The sequence below is a fragment of the Alteromonas sp. MMG017 genome, from assembly GCF_018100795.1.
GTDB lineage: Bacteria > Pseudomonadota > Gammaproteobacteria > Enterobacterales > Alteromonadaceae > Alteromonas.
Genome location: NZ_JAGJDY010000015.1, coordinates 55,430 through 76,085, shown reverse-complemented (window position 1 = coordinate 76,085; position 20,656 = coordinate 55,430). Strand labels below are relative to the sequence as shown.

Here is a 20,656-nt window from a genome sequence, read left to right as displayed (position 1 = left end):
AACGCGTTGGCCGACATGTTAATGAACTTAAAGGGTGGTTTCCTCATTGCTATATTTGTCATCTTTGCATGTAGTGAAGAAACAAAAATACGCGTAGAGGAAGCTACCCTTTCTGCTTCTTCCTCTATACTTTCAGGCAAAGTTGAGCATGTCAGCGATGTTTCTTCTATGGCCAATCAATTCCTTTCAAACGCAAACATCGTGATTATTAATGACCCTGAAGCACTCACTAAATTTTGGAGTGATTATGGCAAAAACTACAATTCGACGTTTGATTTACCCAAAATACAGCAGCCTGTGTCTTCCGCACTGTTAACGCAGCAAGGGTGGACACTGACGTCTCTCGATTCGCGAGGGATCTTCGAGACGGCTAAACCCGACACCTCATTTGTTGTTTGCTTAGCGAACATTTCAACTACATCAAAAAGTGGCTACTGGATGGTTGAAGGATGCACTAGTCAAATATCTCATTCACAATCCCACGGGGTGCTAGTGATTACATATGGCGAATCTGGTGTGGCTTATTACTGGGAAAGCCAAGCCAACTAAAGCAGTAGCCTACCAATAAAGGGGGGATGATGATGCTTTACAGAGAATTAAATAAAGCTCTGGCTTCTTCTTTATCTGCAAAAGGTAAATCTGACGCAAGTGCATTTGCAAGTTCAACTTTAGCCTGCTGATGCTTTCCTTGTTTCAATAGCACGAAACCTAGGTGGTACATAATATTAGGGTCGACTGCATCGAAAGAGTAAGCCTTCCTTAAGTTAGGCAGTGCCTCGGTATAATATCCCTGACGCGCCAAAATCCAACCATACGTATCTAAAATTTGTGGTGTATTTGGTGAAAGGGATAAGGCCTCTTCAGCGTAAATTAGCGCCTTTGGTAGGTCGTGTTTCGTTTCGAGATAAGCAAGGTTATTTAAGACGGTGGCTTTGTCAAAAAGCGCTTCTATTTTTGATAAAAATTCATATAGCGTCTTGGCTTTATCATGCTCACCTTGGGTTAAATAGAAATCTGCTAATAGTCTTTTATGGAAATAGGCGTTGGGATATTTCTTAACGTAAGGAAGCATAAGTTCCTCAAAGGCTATAAACATGCTTTCATTACTCGCACTTTGAAATAGTGAAGCTGCGTGTATTGAAGTATGAGGGTCTAGTTCAAACGCACGGGAAAAGGCACTGAACGCTTGTTGTTTATCTTTTTTCGCATTATAAAAGTTGCCGGCTAATAGATAAACTTCAGGGCTGTTAGGTGCTTTGACCTGAATAGCGTTAATTGCTTTTTCCAAACCATCAAGCTGATTAGCCCTTAAGTTAAGTTTAGCTTCTTCTAACGCTACCGTGACGCTGTCTGGTGCAATAGTTTTAGCCTCATTTAGCGAGGTACGTGCGCCAGTAAGATCATTTGCGTTAATCTGTAATTTACTAAGCTTAACCAAAAGCCTAGGGTTATCGCTCCAAAGGCCATATAAAACATTAAGCGCTAACCTGGCTTTTTCATATTGTCCGATTTCCGTTAAAAGCGAAGCCTTTGCAACCAATGCAGTTTGATCTAGTCTGTTTTGCTTCAGCAGTGCGCGCACTTCTAACAGTGCTTTTTCATGCTGTCGAGAATTGACATAAATTTCTAACAGTAAGCCTGAGATGGGGGTATTTTGTGCTATATCCCTTTTGGCCGCTATCAGTAGTGACAGCGCAGCTTCGATATTATTAGATTTCGCCAATGCCTCGCCTAAAAGTAACGTATGTGCAAGGTTGGGTTCGCGTTGGAATAGTTGTTCAGCAATGAGTAGCGCCTCGTCAACTTCATTCAATTTAAGCAAAACTTCTGTATGTAAAATTAAAGCCCCCGGCGCGTTGGGCGTGTGTTTTACAACCTCTTGAGTGATGGCTTTCGCCGCTTCTAAATTACCCCAACTATCCTGAACTTTTGCTTCGAGTAACTTAAGTCGACTCATGTCTTCAGTCGTGGCGTAAAGGTCTTTAATGTCATCTAAAGCCGCTTGATATGATGACGTCTGCATTTTTAATTGAATGCCTAACAGCTTTAGCTGCTCATCTTGTGCTTCGCTAAAGGTTTCGTTAAATACCAATAAGGCATCGTCAAAGCGGCTGCGCTCTATTAACGAGTTCATACGTACATAACTGAACGTTGCTTGTGGCCCATGAATGAATTCTGCTTGTTCAATAAGCCTGTCACATTTAAAGCTACGGTTGTTTTGAATATATAAATTACACAAGGTCACCGTCAGCGGAATATTGCGAGTAACCAAGGTTTGCCGTCTATCTAATAGCGTTAGGGCATCTTTCGAGGTATCTAGCTTGATGAATGTATCAGCTAACAAGGCTAGCGCTTTTACACTGTCATCATTATTAGCAAGGTAAGTAGAAAAGGCCTTTACGGCGCTTTCATAATCTTCATTCAAGTACGACGCAAAGGCATTGATAAATTGCAGCTCTTGGCTACTTTGCATAATGTCTTCAGGCAGTAAAGTAAGTGCCGCTAAAAGTTCATCAAATACTTGCTTGGCTATGTCGGTTTGATTGTTTTTGGCACGAAGTTGCCCTAAAAGTAATTTGACGTAAGGGTCCCCAGGGGTTTGATCTACTATTGTTTGTACAATTTTTAGTGCGTCATCATTGCTGTCTATAGCCATGTAGGCACTTGCCAACGATCGCATGATAATAGGGTTTTCAGCAGACAAAGAGTGAGCGCGTTCTAAGAAACTCACCGCTTCTTGTGTATTACCTTGTCGATAGGCTAACTGGCCACGCAAATGAAGTGTTTGCGGGTTTTCTCCAAACTCATTCGTTGCCTTATGGATATAAGAGTTGGCTTTCTCAAAATCATCTACGTAAAGATAGTGCGATGCATAAGTTTGTAAAACGCGTAAGCTATTGGGCTGGAATTTATTTGCTTGGTCTAAATACTTAATAGCTTCTTTGGGTTTTGGTGACTGATGCTGCGCGCTGCTCTTAATAAGAAGCACTTCAAATGCTATATCTTGCTTCAAGCTAGAAGTATCGATACTCAAAATACGTGAGTAACTTTTTAACACTAGTAACGCTCGCGCGATTGTTACAGCGGTGAGGTTTTTATCTGCCCCTAGCTGCTCTGCATCATATAACTCTTGTAAAGCAGCATCAAAAAAGCCTTTTTTATAAAGGATTTTTCCCATCAATATCTTCGACGGCACATGGTTTGGATTGGCTGCAAGAGCATTCTTCAAATGAATATATGCGCTTTCCGAGTCTTTTTGCGACATAGACTCTAAAGCAGACTCAAAATACTGCTCTTCAACCTCAATGGCATTGCTCGATATGGAAAACAGCAGAAGTATTAATGTGATGATGACAAGACGATTGAAATACATGGAGCAACCATTTGGCCTATAGAGGGATTTCAGTTTACGAAAAAATGTAAAGTGGATAAACAAAAACGACGCTTTACAGCGCCGTTGTGTTTAATTCATAGCAAGCTACTTCGACTTTCTACGTCTTAGTAAAATAACACCGGCACTTAAAAATAACGCTATGCCAGCAGGTTCAGGAACCTCTGTGGCTTTTACAATAAGGTTATTGATGGCACCTGAGCCTGGAAGGTTAACAACCAGTTTAGTGACATTAGTGTACAGCGATGCCAATTCTGTAGAAACGAAATCTTTTCTTGCGTATTCATTGTTACCCGGCGCTAGCACTTGGGTGCTATTTGATGTGCCGTCTGCGTAGAAAAAGTAGATAAGGTTTTGAGGCGATGTTGTATCTGTCCGCTCAACGCCTTCAACGTCGAAAAAGTCTAAATTAAGAATATCTACTGGGCCATCGGTAAAATCAAATACAAAGAAGCCACCAGGACGTGTTCCTTCGTCGTCAGGGTTTGTACAGCTTGTTGCATTGCACGGTTGCTCATTTAAAATTAACGCATTACCTGGGCGAGACCATAAACCGCCCCCGGTGCCCGCTTGAGCTTTAATATCAGCATAGTAGCTTTTGTAATCTGTAAGCTGGTCGTACTCATCGCCTGAGATAGCGCCTTTCCATTTACCGTTAACTTTATCAAATTCTAGGTCAGGGTCTTGGGTGTTGTTAGCTTGCGTATTAAAAGCGGCTTGTCTATTGCTGTAATCTGGGTTTGCAGCATTAGGATCGTCATTACACACGCCGGTAACTCTATCTGTACCCGCAGCGGCGGCGCCGTTTGTATTACAGCTAGAAATTAAAATGCCCCAATCAGCGTATTCATCATCGATAACCTGTCCATTTTGAATTTTATTTAGATTCGCATCTAAATCGAAATCGACGACTCTGACCGTAGCCAGCACATTTGCTGACGACACACATAAAACAACACATAACAACTGCTTGAACGACAACATCTACACTAAGCTCTCTGATACTTTATTTTACACAAAGCACAAACCGGGCCATATTTTAAGTTACTGATTTTGATGGGTTATATGTGAAATTATGAGCCTAATGTAAAGAAAGTTGACAGTTTGGTGTAAAGCAATCTATACCTTAGTATTAATAGAGCCAAGTTGTGAGAGAAGCGTTTTTACAATCTTTATAAAATAATTGCTAAGCCTAGAGAATAAATGGCTTAAACAAAAATAAACATTCTTAATGTATATCAACCTCACTTCTTACTGGCAAAATGAGTGAAATTTGCTGATAATCAAATCTTTAAACTATTCAAAGATATAATGGAAACTCGACTCCCTCTTTACAAAAAGTTGTTGGTGATGTGCCGTATTGAACCTGGCTGTCTTGGGCCTCAAGGAACAGATTACGTTGAGGAGTTTTGTGTTTTCGCCAAACAAAAGCTGAAAGACAACCGCGGTCATTGCTTGCGATGGGCTGTTAAACCTCGTTACGACAAATCACTTCCTGAACTAGAGTTTCAGATGAAAAATATTACGGTATCGCGAGAGAATGCTGACAAGTATATGAACAGCTTCGATATCGACATTGATGTTTTCGAAGAAGAGTTGGAAGAAACCCTTGCTGATTTGGTTGATGTGTTTTTTGAGCGCTGAAAAATGGGGTCAGAGAACATTATTCGGGTTATTTAACCCCATTTTTCCTTTGCTTGATTCTTTAAACTAGCGGCGCTTTCTACGCCCCTTCGATCTGCCTTTACCCTTCGGTTTATCGTCAGCTTCAAAATTCCCGTATAAGTCTTCTTCTACCTTAACTGCAGGTGGCTTCGGTTTTGGCGCAAAACCGGAAATAAAGGTCTTTTTAAATTGTCTGCCCAGAAGGCGTTCGATGGTTCTTAGCTGCTTTGCTTCGTCGTCGCTGAATAGCGAAATAGCCAATCCCTCTGACGACGCTCTGCCTGTACGGCCAATTCTATGAATATAGTCTTCGGCTACATAGGGCAGGTCTACATTAATCACACAGGGTAATTGCTGAATATCGATACCTCTAGCGGCAAGGTCTGTTCCAATCAGAACCTTAATGCTGCCATCTCTAAAACCATTTAACGCTAATGTGCGAGCTTGCTGTGTTCTATTTGCATGAATAGACTCTGCCGCAATGCCTTTCGCTTCAAGCTCATTCCTTAAGCTATCTGCACCGCGTTTGGTGCGCGTAAATACCAATATTTGAGACCAGTCATTATTTTCAATAAGGTGAATGAGAAGCTCGTTTTTTCGCTCCTTATCTACCGGATGCAAAATTTGCGTGATTTTTTCGATATGATCTTTGGCTGTAGCTAGCTCAATAGTCTTAGGGTTGTTCAGCATGGTGGCTGCTAATGTTTTAATTTCTTTTGAAAACGTGGCTGAAAAAAGTAGCGTTTGACGCTTCTCTGGCAGAAGCTTTTGTATGTGATGAATATGGTCAATAAAGCCTAAGTCCAGCATGCGGTCGGCTTCATCTAGCACCAATATTTCAAGATGGTCGAAGTTAATATCACCTTGCTCATATAAATCTAGCAAGCGCCCTGGTGTTGCGATGAGAATATCGACACCTTGCGCTAATTCATATTTTTGAGGCTCAATTCGCACGCCACCAAACACGGCGGTTGAGCGAAGATTTAGATTTTGGCTATATTGTTCAACGTTTTGAGCAACCTGTGCGGCTAGCTCTCGAGTAGGGGCAATAATAAGCGCCCTTATACCCTTGGTTTCTAGGCGCGGCTTGTCTACCAATAGCTGCAAAATGGGTAATGAAAAACTCGCTGTTTTCCCCGTTCCTGTTTGTGCAATTGCGATAAGGTCTTGCTTGCTTAATATTGCTGGAATGGCTTCCTGCTGAATTGGCGAGGCCGAGGTATAGCCCTTGTCAGCAACGGTGTTTAAAAGTTCAGTACATAAGCCTAAATCGCTAAATGACATAAGAGGGAACCCTACAACGCATTAAAATTGGCGCCATGATACTTGAATATAGGGGGCAGAGTACACTGGCTACCCAAAAGTACGTAATCTACCAACAAGTTCTTACTCTACTTAAAATTACTTTGGTTTCATTTCTGCGCCACTTCTACTTGAAGACTATTTTTTGACTTCTGTTTCTGTAGCCCTGTTTCTAACTCATCATTTCTTAGTTATGTCCTTTTTGACCCGCTAAGATTAAGTTTTTGTCCTACCATCCATGTGCAAACAGGCATAATATCTTTATCGACAATCATCTGGGCATACCTGTATGTTGATACTTAAACCTAATTGCGAATGCTGTAATGCTTCATTACCTGCAAACTCATCAAAAGCTTACATTTGCACTTACGAATGTACGTTTTGCGAAGATTGTTTAACGGGAATATTGCAAGGGGTTTGCCCCAACTGCGGCGGTGACTTGCAAAAAAGGCCTATACGCCCTGAAAAAGCCTATCGGCCAGGGCTGGGTTTACAGTATCACAGTGCAAGTACCCAGAGGGTAGTAGGGCAACTTAGCGACCAAGAAATCACTACATTTGTAGACAAAATGAAACATATTCCGGCGCATCAGCGCTAATCAATTAATGGCAGCGAAAAGGGTAGGGTATGTTAGGTAAAGATTTATTGATCGCAATATTTATTGTGGTGATATGGGGCGTGAATTTCGTTGCAATTGCTTGGGGGTTAGAAGGTATGCCTCCTTTATTAATGGGCGGTTTACGCTTCTTGCTAGTAGCTTCGGTGGGAGCCTTATTTTTCAAACGACCCAACACGCCGTTTATATGGTGGGTGGCCTATGCCGTGCCCATTAGCTTCCTGCAATTTGCATTTCTATTTTCGGCTATGGCCTATGGCATGCCCGCTGGGCTAGCGTCGCTTGCACTGCAAGCACAGGCATTGTTTACCATGATTTTTGCGATGTTGTTCTTAAAAGAATCAATAAAAAATTATCAGGTGTGGGCCTTTTTTATTGCCGCGTTTGGTTTAACTTTTATTGCACTGAGTAAAGATGATCATAGCATTACAGCCTTAGGGTTCGGTTTAACCATGGCAGGCGCGGCAAGTTGGGCTTTGGGGAATATTAGCGCTAGAAGCATTAGCAATCGGGGCTTTAATTCGAACGTTAATTTAGTTGTGTGGAGTGCATGGGTACCGCCTATTCCATTTTTTATCGGCAGTTATTTTATTGAAGGCCCCGAGCAAATCATCGCCAGTTTAAGTGGGTTTAGTTGGGTGTCGTTTGGCGCGTTATTGTATTTGGCGGTTGGGGCCACTATTACCGGATATGGGCTTTGGAGCTACCTGCTAACGCGCTACCCCGCTGGCCAAATTGCCCCGTTGTCGTTAGGGGTTCCTGTTGTGGGGCTAAGCTCTGCTGCGATAATGCTTAATGAAAGCATTACGCCTATGCAGTGGTTGGGTATTATTTTGGTATTGTTAGGCCTTCTACTTAATACCTTTGGTGGTCGTTTTCGCCGTAAAGTAGCAGTGAGTGTATGATGGCTGAGTCTGTTAACACTTATGAAGCTGACACTTTGGATGCTGACACTCTAGATACTGACAGTCTCGGTACTGGCTCTCTCGATATTGGCTCTCTCGGTACTGGCATTCTCGGCGCTGGCATAAGTACAAATGCCGATACTGAAAATGACACTATTCCCATCTACATAGTATTGCTGCCTGAACTTTTGATGTTAGATGTGGTAGGGCCCGCAGAAGTGTTCGCTTATGCTAATCGCTACGGAAAAACCCATTTTAAACTGCATTTTGTTGGGCCAGAAACCACACTTAAAAACTCACTTGGTATGAGCTTAACGGTAGACCCTCTACCAAGAACCGTCGAGCCAAACGCTTGGCTATTAGTAACCGGCATGGTGGGTAATGAACTTAAGCTTGATACGCTGGCGTTGCAAAAGGTATGTGGGTGGTTAGCAGAGCATCAATTCGCAAAAGTGATAAGTGTGTGTGCGGGGGCCTTAGTGTTGGCAAAAGCGGGGCTGCTCAATAATAAAAAATGTACCACGCACTTTATGCATTGCAATGAGTTATCTGCTTTACTTACCGCTAAGCAAGTACTCGAAAATCGCTTGTTTGTGCAAGATGGTAATGTTTATACCAGTGCTGGCGTATCGGCTGGAATTGATTTGGCGCTTCACTTGGTACAACAGCAAGTTGGCCCCCAAGTATCTGCAAAGATAGCCAGGCAAATGGTATTGTTTATTCGCCGAGGAATGCAAGATCCTAGCTTGTCACCGTATTTGGAGCACAGAAACCATTTACAGCAAAGAATTCATACTATTCAAGATAAGATTCAGCAAGATCCCGCTAGAAGTTGGAGCCTAGATGAACTGGCTGATTTAGGGCATTGCAGTAAACGCCATTTTGCGCGCATATTTAAAGACAGCACAGGCATTACTAGTAAAGAGTATATTTACAAATTGCGATTAAGTTTGGCCCAGCAACTCTTGCAGCACTCGCCGCTACAAGTAGAAGAAATCGCCCAGCGCTGTGGGTTTGAAGACTCAAGGCAGTTTAGGCGCCTTTGGGCTAGATACCACAGCAGCCCTCCATCATCGTATCGGTAGAGTATTGGCGGTCTGCGAAATAAAGCAAAATTAGCCGATGTTAGCGCAAGTGAGCCGTACCCAATAAACACGCGTAAACATCGTTATTAATCATTATTTGCGTGGCACATTACGATGTGACGAGTATTACGCGAACCTTTTACAAGGTTAAAAACGACTATGCGAAAACGTATCACGCGACAAAAAATAACCCTCCTTATTACCTTGCTAGCAACCTCCTTCGTTGCATTGGCTCAGTCAGACTTGCCCACTAAGGTAGAAATGAAAGGTAGCAATGGCACTACGCTTGTCGGAGATGCTATCGCTTCATTTAATAATCCTTGGGCAATGGCGTTTTTGCCTGATGGACATAGTTTAGTAACTGAAAAGGCTGGCACGCTGTGGCTGCTTGATAAGAACCAGCAGAAACGCTTTGCAGTAACCGGTACTCCCAACGTTCAAGCGCGAGGACAGGGCGGTTTAGGCGATGTAATTGTTCACCCTGATTTCAAAACGAATAACACCATCTATATTTCGTATATAGAGCGGGATCCTAAAGACGATGCCTACAGTGGGGCAGTGATTGAACGCGCAACGCTAAATATTTCTGATAGCGGTGCAAGTTTATCTGACAGAGAACTTATTTGGCACCAATCTCCCAAAGTAACCGGAAATGGGCATTATTCGCACAGAATGGTATTTTCGCCTGACGGCCACTTATTCATTACTTCCGGAGACAGACAAAAATTTACGCCCGCCCAAAATATGGCAATGAATTTGGGAAAAATTTTACGCTTAAACGCAGATGGAACCGTGCCAAAAGATAATCCTTTTTATGGCAACGGTAGCGTGACAGAACAAATATGGACACTAGGTCACCGCAACCCCCTCGGCATTGATTTTGATGAGCAGGGAAACTTGTGGTCCCATGAAATGGGACCCCGTCATGGTGATGAGCTCAATGTTATTGAAAAAGCGCGCAACTATGGTTATCCCATTGTTTCGCAAGGCGACCATTATTCAGGTGTAAAAATACCGAACCACGAAGATTACCCTATTTATAAAGCACCAGAAAATGCGTGGGTACCAGCTATAAGCCCAGCGGGTTTTATCATTTATAAAGGCGATTTACATAAAGACTGGAAAGGTAATGGCTTCATAGGCGGTTTATCATCTGAAGCATTAGTGCGGGTTACGTTCAGTCAAGACGGTGAGAAGTGGAGTGTGGAAGAAGCGGAACGTTACGAATGGGGTAAACGGGTTCGTGAAGTTGAACAGGATAATAAGGGCAACATATATGTACTTGAAGACAAAGAAGGCGGCCGCTTAATAAAACTTCAGCCAAGTCATTAGCAGCTAAAACATAATAGGTTAAATTGAAAGAGCACAAAAAAGCCCGAGTAAATCGGGCTTTGATTACCTAACAATCCGTTAAAAAGCGTAACGGGCATTCAGGCCGATAAAATCTACACCATCCCATGCTTCGTAAGTGGCACCTACCGCGATGTTGTCTGTAAAGTAATAGTATGCAGATACACCCAAAGCAGTTTCTGACTCTTCGGCAATATCTAAGTAACTGATGTTAGCACCCAGTTCCAGTGCACTTGTCACCATAGAGCGTACGCCGATAGTGGCACCAAAACCGTTGTCATCTTCAGATTCCGAATTACCTTGAGCTGAAGCGCCTACTTCCAAGTTCTCGTAAGTCACTTGGGCATATACATCAGTACTTTCTGTTACATTAAAGCGATATCCACCACCCAGTGTCAGCTGGGATAGATCTACTTCAACGTCTAGGCCAAAAACATTTACGTCTTCGCTCACATCGCGATAGCGTCCAGTAAGGTAGAAACCCTCACCAAGCGCTTTAGAAAATGAGGCGTTGAAACCTGATGGCGAAAAATCATCGTCGTCGATTTCAGTTTGCACATAACCAAGTTCAGCGAGATCCCATTTCGGACCTTCAGCAAAAGCTGGTGAAGAAGCCGCAATAAGTGTGACCATAGATGCGGCTAATTTATTTCTTAATTCCATTTAAATGTCCTTATTAAATCACATTGCTTTGCGAATGCGGCCTAAATTTAGCACCGACTAAATTTAGCACCGACTAAATTTTGCGTCTACCATTTCAACTCATTTCTTAATTGCTTTAATTACCGTGGTTTAGCAATTTTTCGTAGGCTTGCGTGAAGCCGTTTAAAGAAAAGGGGAGTGTATTTTGTTCTTTTTCTGCATTCATAAAAGCAACCATAAAGCGCTTGCCATTATTAAGCTCTGCTAGCATGGTATCGTCTACAACAATATTACTTTCACACACTTTAGTGTCACATTGCTGAATACTGACTCGAACCGGCTTTCCGTCATCTATTTTTATTCCTAAACCGAACTCTTTCTTTGCAGTGCTGCTAAATCTTAGCGTAAGAATAGGTTGTTTTTGTGCGGAAAGTGCAATGTTTATAGCACCTACAACGCCAGCTTTTTCATTGTTGCGAGCAATCAATACTTGGTTGATGAAGCAATGGTTATCTTTGCACTGATAGCTCCACCTTTCTGAAACACTGCTCTTCGAAGGCATTGGAGCGGCAGTTGATGGAGAGGCAGGGTGTGTTTGTGCCCCAGCGTTCAGGGTGAAGACGAGAAAAAAGGCGGCAAATGTCGCAACTTTGATTTGCGATAATATGTAACTCATTGACAATTTCCAGGGTAAACAAAGAAGGGGCTGTGAAGCCCCAAAAAAACGCTAATAAAATAAATCGCTAGCGGTTTATTTAGTTCTTTTACGAGCGCGGATGGCAAATAAGCCAAAAGCCGTTAGTAGTACGAAAAACATTCTAGGCTCACTGACTGATGTTGGGCTGGCAACAAATTCAGTGATAGGTGTTTGAGACATAACTACATCGCCAGAATCAACGAATGATAAACCAGTAACAAATGCCAATGCATCGTCTGGGTCAATCATGTTCGTAGTGTCGATACCCAAAACACGAAACTCAGTCACGCCATCAGTACCAAAGAAGTACTCTTCTTCAGCTGTTAGGTTGTCAGTGAATTCCCATCCAGAAGTACCCATTAACCACAATTCGTAATCAGCATCGAAGCCCGTTGGCAAAATAACTGAGGCTATTTCTGGACCAGACTCAACCACATAGTCGTATCCAATCGCTACGTCAGGGTCGATGAATACCACTTCATCGTCTGAAATACTAAACTCGAATTCCCAACTGCCATCTACCTCATCTGAAGGCATGAAAGGGTCAAGCTCAGTTCCTGTACCTTCGCTACCCGTTGACGCTGTGGCTAGCGTTACTTCACCGTTACGAACAGAGTATGCCCATATACCATCCTCGCCTACATTTGAGGCGTTAACGAGTTCTAAAATCGCTTCTGAATCACTACCAGGTAACGCAATAAATTGTTCGTCAGTTAGAGATATCCCTGCTCTCGATTGACCCCAAGTAATCCCATCAAATGAGATCCCTTCATCGCGGTATGAAAGTTCGTCGTAGCGAAATTCGATATCAACATCACCAGCGAGGCCTGTCTCGTCAGAGCGGTCGATGATCAATGCTTGAAAAGTGTTTTGACGATTGTTTTCATCGTCGCCGTTATAAAATGCATCTACGCTCATGTTTAGCCACGTAACAGCGACAACACCCTCTGACGGTGAGCCAATATAAGTGTCACCGCAGCTCGAGCAGTCGTAGTTTCCCGGTGCAAAAAAAGGCGTTAGGGACGCTATAGCAGGCTCTAAGTCTAAAAGCTCACTGCTATATAAGTCGATGCCCCCGTTTGTAAATGCGTTAAACGTGTCAAAGTTTACTCCATCAATATTTACATCGAAAGGGAGGACGATCGTGGGGGAATACTCGGTAAAAGTTTGGTCAGAACCGTAGTCGGCTGCGCCGCCCATACCCGAGATAATAACGTCAGCGTGAGACTGCAAAGATAGTGCGGCGAAAGACAGAGAGGCAACAAGGAGTGTGTGCTTAAATTTCATTATAAATTATATCCTTATAGATAATTTTTTTGTTTTTATTCATAGTGTGGCGCGCGGAAAGTTAGCGAAATCCATGCCATAAGGTAACAATCTGATTTATAAAGGGTAATTTTTGTCTTTCGATATGAATGATAAGAGTGTGTAAGTAAAGCTGACAGTATAAGTTATTGATTGTGCTAAATTTAATCAATCGGGGTTGGGCGTAGCGGAGGGCGATGATATTTATAGAGCGTACACCAAAGAGGCCGAGTACATTTCTTTTAAAAAATGATTCTGCCCCATTGTTTTATCTATCTATAAATTATCATCATCAGAAAAATTAATGCGGGCTAATCGTTCTTGCTCTTCGTCAGCAGCGGCTTGTATTTCTTCTAGTATTGCGTCTACGTCAGCGTCTTCACTGTCATCTTCAAACTCACCGGTAAGCACCGAGTTAGGCGTTAAGTTGGCTTCTTCAAACAGCGCCCACATTTCTTTTGCGTAGTTAGTATTCAATAGCTCAGGAGCAAACTCGCCGTAATAGCGTCGAATATTGTTAACGTCGCGGGCAAACATGGCCTCGGCATTATTGTTCGCCGAAGCATTAACCGCTTGAGGCAAATCGATGATTACCGGCCCATTGTTGTCAACAAGCACATTAAATTCAGATAAATCGCCGTGAATAATACCCGCGCAAAGCATAAGCATAATATTATGCATCATGATTTTATGCTGTTCTATAGCGTCTTCTTTACTAAAGCTAACGTGCCCTAATTGTGGGGCTACATCACCGTGTTCATCAGACACCAACTCCATCAGCAGCACGCCGTCTATACAGCAGTATGTATCTGGTACACGCACGCCCGCTTCGTTTAACCGTGATAGGGCATCCACCTCTGCTGTTTGCCAAATCTCTTCTTCTATTTGGCGACCGTAGCTAGAACGTTTGCCCATGGCGCGTGCCTGGCGTCCACCGCGCACTTTACGACCTTCTTGATACTGCGCCGCTTTTTTGAAGCTGCGTTTAACGGCATCTTTATAAACCTTTGCACAGCGAACATGTTCACCACAGCGAACAACAAAAACATCGGCTTCTTTACCGCTCATTAAGCGGCTTAGTACTTCGTCGATTAAACCATCATCGACGAGAGGTTGTAGGCGTTTAGGTATTTTCACTCACTGCCTGCTAAATGGTGTTGTGTTTTCATCATTGTTTACAAAGGTGCTCTATGTGTTTATTCAATTTGCTTAACTAGTATACCAGTGTTGAAAACTAAGAGCAGTGAAGTAACAGCACTTTTTTACCAATCCCTCTTTAAATGAACGACATAAATTAAATACCACTTTATTACCTAAGTGAAGTAAGCATAGGACTTTCACTAAAAACGACGCTTTCCTCTTTTTGTTCAGCAGATCTGTTAAAAGCCAATGCGCGTATCAATTTTAGGAATGGATTTCTAAATAACGGACAACGACATGAACAATAAGCAACCTGTCACGCCAAGTTTGTTACTTGCCTTAACCCCTGTGGTGCTAACCCTAATTATCTTGGGCACGCAAATTTTTTACTTTGGGGTATTTGAACCTCATATTCCTCTTACCCTCGGTCTCGCGCTAACCAGTTTGGTTGGCATGTATTTAGGCCTTACTTGGGTAGACATACGAGAAGGTATCTTCCACGTTGTTCATGTTGCACTCCCATCGGTATCGGTCTTGATAACCGTTGGTATGATTATTGGGGTTTGGATAGCCAGTGGAACGGTTCCCACCATTATTTATTACGGTCTAAAAGCGCTTTCCCCTGAAATTTTCTTGGCTGCTGGCATGATTATATGTGCGGTAGTGTCGGTTTCTCTAGGCACCAGTTGGGGAAGTGTCGGCACAGTAGGGCTGGCATTAATGGGTATTGGTGAAGGCTTCGATATTCCCATGTATTGGACAGCTGGGGCGGTAGTATCTGGCGCCTTTTTTGGTGACAAAGTATCGCCGTTATCTGACACTACCAACCTTGCCCCAGCAGTAACGGGAACCGACGTGTTTTCTCATATCAAAAATATGATGGCGACCACTATTCCCGCCATGTTAATAGCGTTAGTTATCTACATAGCCGTTGGCTTTTTTGTTATTGATACACAAAGCGTTTCCTTTGCAAAAATTGCAGGCATAACTAATGCGCTAGAAGATAATTTTTACATCTCTCCTTGGGCACTGTTGCCGGCGGTTGTTGTAATGGCTTTAGCGCTTAAGAAATGCCCGCCATTGCCCTCGCTATTTGCAGGTGTAGTAGTGGGGAGTGCCATGGCAATGATTACGCAAGGGCAAAATTTGCAGTCGGTATTCGATTTTGCAAATAATGGGTATTCAATTGAAACCGGTATTGCAGAGATAGACGGTTTATTAAATCGCGGTGGCATACAGTCGATGATGTGGACCATCTCGCTTGTATTAATTGCTCTTGGCTTTGGTGGTGCGCTTGAAACTACAGGGTGTTTGCGAAGTATTATCAATGCGATAAAAAGCAAAGCAACCACATTTGCAGGCACACAAACTGCCGCCGTTGGAACCGCATTTGCGACTAACTTAGTAGCTGGTGACCCCTACTTATCTGTGGCGTTACCGGGGCGTATGTACTCACCGGTATACCGAGGAATGGGCTATTCTACCTTGAACCTTGCCAGAGGCATTGAAGAAGGTGGCACCTTGATGTCGCCGTTAATTCCATGGAACGCGGGTGGGGCATTTGTTATTACTGCACTGGGTTTAGGTGTAACTGGCGATAACCTAGAAAACCTACTGTATATACCCTTGGCCTTTGCATGCTGGACCGCGCCATTAATCGGCATTTTTTATGCGTACACGGGGCTTTTTTCACCAAAAGCGACCGATGAAGAACGTGAACGTTGGGAGACTTCCGGCGAAGCAATTGCTGAATTCAACGAAGATGGATCGCCCAAGACCGATTAAGCCACTGTGTTAAAATAAGCGGGAGCAGGGTACATTTCGTTATAGCAACGCGAAAAATACGCTGTTCCTTTCCTTTTAATATTCCCCTAACCCTTGCTCTGTAAAATCACTCTGTTTCACCTTCATTACCTACCCCAAAATATTCGAACAATACTGTTCGATATCGAACATACAACCGCTAAGTATATAACTGGTTTAATTTTAAGTTATTGATTTATTGTTGTTTTTTAACTTGGCATGGCTTTTTCATTATCAGTTGCAAAGTGAAAAGGCAGAGCACCATGAAAATAGAATTAACTCGGAAGAAAAACCATAAACATTGGTACGCGATGGGCACATTAGTGGTGGTAGCGCTGATCGCTACTTTCTTGTTGAACGCAGAAGATGCACTTGTAGTATCAAGTGGCGAAGTGGACGTGTTGAAAGTTGAGCAAGGCAATATTGATTTATTCAGTCATGCTTTTGGCGAGCTTTTTTCAGAACAAGAGCGATTATTAACATCGCAAGCATCGGGTAAAGTTGCAGAGATTTATCTTCGCCCCGGCGCTTCCGTTGAACCTAGCACGGTAATACTGTCACTTGCCAACCCTGAACTTAATAGAGCTTACCAGTCAGCCGTGGGCGATTACAATGGTCAAAAAGTACAGTTGGAATCCTTTGAGTTAGAGCAGCAGAATGAACGTTTAGATTACCAGAGTCGAATGGCAGATATTGAAGCAGCATTAGAGCGTGGCCAGCTTGAACTCAGTGTAAACAAGCAGCTTTCTGAGCGAGGCGTATCAGCAAAGCTTGAAATACAGCGGGCTGAACTTACCGTTAAACAAGAAGCGAAGAAACTCGAATTCGAACGCCAAAAATATCAACACTTCTTAAAAGTACAAGCCTTCCAGCTCAAGCAACGTCAAATTGAGTTAGAGCAACTAAATCAGCAAGTGGCGTTACTTTCAAATCAATTAGACGATATGCAGGTTAAGGCTGGCATATACGGTACGCTGCAAAGCTTAGAGGTAGGAATAGGTGAAACACTTCCTCAAGGTACTGTGCTTGGAAGAGTGGGCTCGGTAGATAAACTCCTTGCTCGCTTACGAGTGCCACAACATCAGGTCGACCAAATTACCTTAGGGGCACCTGTTGAACTTACCACCCGAAAAGGGCAAATAAGTGGAGAGGTCAATCTTATCGAATCTGTTGTTAGTAACGGCGTGGTTATCGCTGAAGTAAAGTTAACCAGTGAGCTACCCTCTGATGCTCGGCCCTTGGCGCCAGTGACTGGGCAAATATTTATAAAAACGCAGATTAATGCCTTGTATGTCACCCAGAACGCTGGATTACGGCCTATGTCTCAGCTTGATAGGTTCGTCCTGGGGACAGATAAAATCCATGCTGTGAAAAGACGCATTCAGCTAGGAGGATTAACCAAAGGTAAGCTCATCATTCAGTCTGGCGTAGACGTAGATGAACACTTCATATCGCAAATGCAGGACGAATGGTCTGTACACGACTTAATGACAATCAGAGAAGAGGGATAAGAGATGGGAAATGAAACGGTAGTGAGCATGCACAACATACACAAGAAATATTCTGGCTCTGAAATAGAGACACTAGCGCTGCAAGGTATTTCGCTTGATATACACAGTGGTGATTTTGTTGCTATTACTGGCCCCTCTGGTTGCGGTAAATCTACCTTGCTAACCATTATGGGGCTGCTAGATAGTGCAAGCGAAGGGGATTATCAAATAAGTGGTATTGATACCAAAGGGTTATCAGTAGACCAAAGAACCCAAGTACGAAATCAACATATAGGCTATGTATTTCAGTCTTTTAATCTCATCGATAGCATGACGGTTTTTGACAACGTTGCACTTCCCCTAGCGCATAGAGGCGAGAAAACAGAAGTAATAAAAGCCGCTGTTTTTGAGGCACTAGATAGAGTGGATATGCAGCATAAAATTAACTATAAGCCTAACCAGCTATCGGGTGGCCAACAACAGCGCGTGGCAATCGCCAGAGCACTTGTTGGTAAGCCAGACTTAATACTGGTTGACGAACCAACTGGAAATCTTGATACCAAAAACGGTGATGCAGTGATGAAGCTGTTGATGGAGCTAAATCAGCAAGGAGCCACCATCGTTATGGTAACGCATGACAGCCGTTATAGTGGCTTAGTAAGTCGTCAGATTCAATTGTTAGACGGTAAAATAGTGGGCGAGAAACAAATGCGTTTTGAGCATGAGCAGGGGGTTGTATGAAGCTATACATCAATGCGTTTAAACAAGGCATCGCTAAGGTTTTTATATTGTCCCGGCTAAGCTTGCCGTTAATATCAACACTGGGTTTAACCCTGGCTGCGGTTCTCACAGTGGTTGCTGTAGCCAATACTCTGCTGCTTAAACCTTTGCCAGACATAGATGAAAACAATCTTCATTACGTTGAGTTAAATCTAGAATTTAATGAAGGTCTTGTGGTTCCCTTTTTCAGCGATTTGCGACGAGTGGCATCGGCTAAACAATATTGGGGAAAGCAATTAGACTGGGGCTATCTTTCGCCCAACAATACCAATGTTAGCATTGCAAATACCGATATCAATGTGACGTCCTTTAATGCTTCAACAGGAACGCCAGAAATACTAGGGCTTGAACTTCTCTTTGGCCAAAGTAGCACCATTGAAAACGCTGAAGAAGGGATATGGATTTCAAAAAGCTTGTGGCAATCGTTTTTTGGTAGTGCAACGGATATATCGCGCATGACACTTCGCATTGAAGGAAGTGATGTCCCCGTATTTGGTGTGTTTGACAACTACACCAGTTTAAACACGGTAAGCTTGAGTGACGATATGCCAGAACAAGTGTGGCGTTTCGAAAAGTTAGATGACAGTTTGGCGTCACCAGACACCATTACTCTTAATATGGGCCCAATTACGGTGGTGCGGGGTCCCATGAGTGCCTTACCCCAGCCTAGCGACCTAGAAAGTTGGTTTATTGATTATGCTAACAACGACATCACTGCCGAGCGCGCTCGAGACTTTTTGTTAAGCAAGAAGGTAGTGGGGCAAGTCTCTAGCTATAGAGATGCCTTTATTGGTGACAGTGAGCAATTAGTTTTTGTACTTATTATTGCCATGGTCTGTTTACTGATTATGGCGTGCCTCAACTTGTTGAACCTATTTATTGCGCACTATCAAAGTCGAAGTAAAGAGTTTGCGATCCAAATTTGCATGGGGGCATCTGTGGGTAAACTTCGCCGTCTAATATTCGTAGAAAACTTACCTATGTTTTTGATGGCGACTTTACTCGGACTAATATCGGCAGGGTGGTTAATTAAGATTCTACCCATATTGGCAGGGGACAACTTACCTTTGTTAGATCAAATTTCAGTCGATATGAGCAGTGTGTTGCTAGCGCTCATTTTTATTGTACTGATTAACGTTACCTTCGCCACCATTGCGCTTCTATATGTCGACAAATTGGCATTAACCGATAGCCTAAATTCAAGCGGAAAAGGCACTCCAGCGCAGCAGAAACAAATCATTAGCAAAGTACTTATGGTGTTTCAACTTTCCTTAGCGTGTGTGTTACTTACTGCCGCCAGTGTGTCGGTTAAAGATAGTTACAACAGTGCCTACCAAAGCTTGGGTTACAGTATGCCGAACGCCTACGAAGTTGGCTTGCAAGTCAGTGATGATACATGGCGAGGATCGCTTGAAGAGTTTGAAACTTACCAAGGCAGTGAATGGCAACAGTTAAGACAAGAGCTTACAGAGCGCCTATCTACTCTTGGTGGCGAGGTTTTCGATATTAATGCACTACCATTAACGGCTAATGTATCTATGAGTGCTTACCCAGACCCAGATACGGGAGATTCAGTAATGATTCGACCGTTAATGTGGGCACCAGAAATGTTGTCGGCGTTTGATATCCAATTACTTGCTGGGCGTGATTTAACCAAAGATGATATCGATATGCCTAATGTCTTAATTTCTCAGTCTTTCGCTATCGGTCGTGCAGGCGAAAGCGAGTGGATGTCTATGGTGGGGAAAGAGATTAAAATGGGAGAAGATGCTGAAGATATTTATAAGGTTGTAGGTATTGTCATAGACATCGACCCCATGCCATCAGGCACACTAAATGTAGATGCGCCGGAAGTGTACTTCAGTAGCCCAACCAGAATGAACTTCGATGCACTCTCAGCGGTGGTTATTATGCCCGAAGGAGAAGTGCTAACCCGAGATGACGTAGTTAATTTGCTGGTGGGAATAGATGAACGTTTAGGGGAAGTAAGTGTAGTGTCGATGGATGAGCGCTGGGATAGCATTACACAAGCTACACGTTTGAATATGATTGTTATTGCAGGTTTAGCCGGATTAACCCTAGTGTTAGCAATTATTGGCGTTTCGGGATTAAGCCAAATGACTGCCAGCCAAAGAAGCTATGAACTTGCTGTAAGAATGGCAACCGGAGCGAAACAAATTCGACTTCTTCAATTACTCATGAAAGAGTCGTTATGGATACTGATTGTTGGCCTAAGCGTTGGCGCGATTGCCGGCGTGGTTGTTTATCAATATATTTTAGGCCTGTTTGAAAGTGCGCCTTCGCTTGACTGGACTGCCACAGCCATAATAAATTTTGCTTTGGCGCTAGCTATGTTGGTATCGGTCGCTATTCCCGGTTGGAAAGTGATTCGAAAAGATCCAATGCGCACGCTCAGAGAGTTGTAAGTCTGTTACAACGAGATTAAAGCTATAACGCTCCAAGGCTATGAGGTCTTGGGCGTTCA

Annotated in this window: 17 protein-coding genes; 10 read left to right on the top strand and 7 right to left on the bottom strand. The window is 43.1% G+C overall.

The genetic code is table 11. The features are described from left to right. Nucleotides 1-6 precede the first annotated feature (6 nt). The gene (locus J8L84_RS18845; RefSeq protein ID WP_211072035.1) at nucleotides 7-549 is read left to right on the top strand and encodes a hypothetical protein; all 543 of its coding nucleotides are present in this window, start codon (nucleotides 7-9) and stop codon (nucleotides 547-549) included. A gap of 37 nt (nucleotides 550-586) precedes the next feature. On the opposite strand, the gene prsT is transcribed toward J8L84_RS18845, so the two are convergent. After that, complete coding sequence (prsT, locus tag J8L84_RS18840; protein WP_211072034.1) at nucleotides 587-3,373, bottom strand: XrtA/PEP-CTERM system TPR-repeat protein PrsT; 2,787 nt, start codon at nucleotides 3,371-3,373, stop codon at nucleotides 587-589. Nucleotides 3,374-3,478: 105 nt separating this feature from the next. Further along, nucleotides 3,479-4,375 (bottom strand): PEP-CTERM sorting domain-containing protein, encoded by an 897-nt coding sequence (locus J8L84_RS18835; protein WP_211072033.1) that lies wholly within the window; start codon nucleotides 4,373-4,375, stop codon nucleotides 3,479-3,481. Nucleotides 4,376-4,702: 327 nt separating this feature from the next. Here J8L84_RS18835 and J8L84_RS18830 point away from each other — a divergent pair, with 327 nt between their 5' ends. Beyond that, the gene (locus J8L84_RS18830) at nucleotides 4,703-5,035 is read left to right on the top strand and encodes a hypothetical protein (protein ID WP_211072032.1); all 333 of its coding nucleotides are present in this window, start codon (nucleotides 4,703-4,705) and stop codon (nucleotides 5,033-5,035) included. 66 nt (nucleotides 5,036-5,101) lie between these two features. Here J8L84_RS18830 and J8L84_RS18825 read toward each other — a convergent pair whose 3' ends face one another. After that, nucleotides 5,102-6,340: a DEAD/DEAH box helicase gene (locus tag J8L84_RS18825; protein WP_211072031.1), complete on the bottom strand. Its 1,239-nt coding sequence runs from the start codon at nucleotides 6,338-6,340 to the stop codon at nucleotides 5,102-5,104. A gap of 307 nt (nucleotides 6,341-6,647) precedes the next feature. On the opposite strand from J8L84_RS18825, the gene J8L84_RS18820 reads away from it, so the two are divergent. The 4 genes from J8L84_RS18820 to J8L84_RS18805 all read left to right on the top strand — a co-directional run bounded on the left by J8L84_RS18820 (nucleotide 6,648) and on the right by J8L84_RS18805 (nucleotide 10,296). Continuing rightward, entirely contained in the window at nucleotides 6,648-6,956 is a 309-nt protein-coding gene (locus J8L84_RS18820; protein ID WP_211072030.1) for a DUF1272 domain-containing protein, read from the top strand. A gap of 29 nt (nucleotides 6,957-6,985) precedes the next feature. After that, complete coding sequence (locus tag J8L84_RS18815) at nucleotides 6,986-7,879, top strand: EamA family transporter (RefSeq protein WP_211072029.1); 894 nt, start codon at nucleotides 6,986-6,988, stop codon at nucleotides 7,877-7,879. Continuing rightward, nucleotides 7,876-8,964: a helix-turn-helix domain-containing protein gene (locus J8L84_RS18810; RefSeq protein WP_247670881.1), complete on the top strand. Its 1,089-nt coding sequence runs from the start codon at nucleotides 7,876-7,878 to the stop codon at nucleotides 8,962-8,964. Before J8L84_RS18815 ends, J8L84_RS18810 begins: the two co-directional genes overlap by 4 nt. Nucleotides 8,965-9,123: 159 nt before the next feature. Then, nucleotides 9,124-10,296, top strand: coding sequence for a PQQ-dependent sugar dehydrogenase (locus J8L84_RS18805; RefSeq protein WP_211072028.1), 1,173 nt, complete (start codon nucleotides 9,124-9,126; stop codon nucleotides 10,294-10,296). Between the two features lie 78 nt (nucleotides 10,297-10,374). On the opposite strand, the gene J8L84_RS18800 is transcribed toward J8L84_RS18805, so the two are convergent. The 4 genes from J8L84_RS18800 to J8L84_RS18785 form a co-directional block, all read right to left on the bottom strand. Beyond that, the gene (locus J8L84_RS18800) at nucleotides 10,375-10,977 is read right to left on the bottom strand and encodes an outer membrane beta-barrel protein (protein ID WP_211072027.1); all 603 of its coding nucleotides are present in this window, start codon (nucleotides 10,975-10,977) and stop codon (nucleotides 10,375-10,377) included. 115 nt (nucleotides 10,978-11,092) lie between these two features. Continuing rightward, nucleotides 11,093-11,632 carry an invasion associated locus B family protein gene (locus J8L84_RS18795; RefSeq protein WP_211072026.1) on the bottom strand — a complete coding sequence of 180 codons (540 nt, stop codon included), beginning with the start codon at nucleotides 11,630-11,632 and terminating at the stop codon, nucleotides 11,093-11,095. Nucleotides 11,633-11,707: 75 nt separating this feature from the next. Beyond that, nucleotides 11,708-12,940 carry a nidogen-like domain-containing protein gene (locus J8L84_RS18790; RefSeq protein WP_211072025.1) on the bottom strand — a complete coding sequence of 411 codons (1,233 nt, stop codon included), beginning with the start codon at nucleotides 12,938-12,940 and terminating at the stop codon, nucleotides 11,708-11,710. A gap of 294 nt (nucleotides 12,941-13,234) precedes the next feature. Further along, nucleotides 13,235-14,095 (bottom strand): PA4780 family RIO1-like protein kinase, encoded by an 861-nt coding sequence (locus J8L84_RS18785; RefSeq protein WP_211072024.1) that lies wholly within the window; start codon nucleotides 14,093-14,095, stop codon nucleotides 13,235-13,237. A 300-nt stretch (nucleotides 14,096-14,395) separates the two neighbouring features. Here J8L84_RS18785 and nhaC point away from each other — a divergent pair, with 300 nt between their 5' ends. The 4 genes from nhaC (at nucleotide 14,396) to J8L84_RS18765 (ending at nucleotide 20,597) form a co-directional block, all read left to right on the top strand. Then, the gene (gene nhaC, locus J8L84_RS18780) at nucleotides 14,396-15,883 is read left to right on the top strand and encodes a Na+/H+ antiporter NhaC (protein ID WP_211072023.1); all 1,488 of its coding nucleotides are present in this window, start codon (nucleotides 14,396-14,398) and stop codon (nucleotides 15,881-15,883) included. A 281-nt stretch (nucleotides 15,884-16,164) separates the two neighbouring features. Then, nucleotides 16,165-17,412, top strand: a complete 1,248-nt coding sequence (locus J8L84_RS18775) for an HlyD family efflux transporter periplasmic adaptor subunit (protein WP_211072022.1) — start codon at nucleotides 16,165-16,167, stop codon at nucleotides 17,410-17,412. Nucleotides 17,413-17,415: 3 nt separating this feature from the next. Beyond that, on the top strand, nucleotides 17,416-18,132 hold the full coding sequence (locus J8L84_RS18770) for an ABC transporter ATP-binding protein (protein ID WP_211072021.1): 717 nt from the start codon (nucleotides 17,416-17,418) through the stop codon (nucleotides 18,130-18,132). Beyond that, the gene (locus J8L84_RS18765; protein WP_211072020.1) at nucleotides 18,129-20,597 is read left to right on the top strand and encodes an FtsX-like permease family protein; all 2,469 of its coding nucleotides are present in this window, start codon (nucleotides 18,129-18,131) and stop codon (nucleotides 20,595-20,597) included. The genes J8L84_RS18770 and J8L84_RS18765 overlap by 4 nt, the downstream gene beginning before the upstream one ends. Nucleotides 20,598-20,656 lie beyond the last annotated feature (59 nt).

Coding starts and splice junctions, on each gene's coding strand:
- prsT (WP_211072034.1), bottom strand. CDS start 3,373: ATGTATTTCAATCGTCTTGTCATCATCACATTAATACTTCTGCTGTTT.
- J8L84_RS18835 (WP_211072033.1), bottom strand. CDS start 4,375: ATGTTGTCGTTCAAGCAGTTGTTATGTGTTGTTTTATGTGTGTCGTCA.
- J8L84_RS18830 (WP_211072032.1), top strand. CDS start 4,703: ATGGAAACTCGACTCCCTCTTTACAAAAAGTTGTTGGTGATGTGCCGT.
- J8L84_RS18825 (WP_211072031.1), bottom strand. CDS start 6,340: ATGTCATTTAGCGATTTAGGCTTATGTACTGAACTTTTAAACACCGTT.
- J8L84_RS18820 (WP_211072030.1), top strand. CDS start 6,648: ATGTTGATACTTAAACCTAATTGCGAATGCTGTAATGCTTCATTACCT.
- J8L84_RS18815 (WP_211072029.1), top strand. CDS start 6,986: ATGTTAGGTAAAGATTTATTGATCGCAATATTTATTGTGGTGATATGG.
- J8L84_RS18810 (WP_247670881.1), top strand. CDS start 7,876: ATGATGGCTGAGTCTGTTAACACTTATGAAGCTGACACTTTGGATGCT.
- J8L84_RS18805 (WP_211072028.1), top strand. CDS start 9,124: ATGCGAAAACGTATCACGCGACAAAAAATAACCCTCCTTATTACCTTG.
- J8L84_RS18800 (WP_211072027.1), bottom strand. CDS start 10,977: ATGGAATTAAGAAATAAATTAGCCGCATCTATGGTCACACTTATTGCG.
- J8L84_RS18795 (WP_211072026.1), bottom strand. CDS start 11,632: ATGAGTTACATATTATCGCAAATCAAAGTTGCGACATTTGCCGCCTTT.
- J8L84_RS18790 (WP_211072025.1), bottom strand. CDS start 12,940: ATGAAATTTAAGCACACACTCCTTGTTGCCTCTCTGTCTTTCGCCGCA.
- nhaC (WP_211072023.1), top strand. CDS start 14,396: ATGAACAATAAGCAACCTGTCACGCCAAGTTTGTTACTTGCCTTAACC.
- J8L84_RS18775 (WP_211072022.1), top strand. CDS start 16,165: ATGAAAATAGAATTAACTCGGAAGAAAAACCATAAACATTGGTACGCG.
- J8L84_RS18770 (WP_211072021.1), top strand. CDS start 17,416: ATGGGAAATGAAACGGTAGTGAGCATGCACAACATACACAAGAAATAT.
- J8L84_RS18765 (WP_211072020.1), top strand. CDS start 18,129: ATGAAGCTATACATCAATGCGTTTAAACAAGGCATCGCTAAGGTTTTT.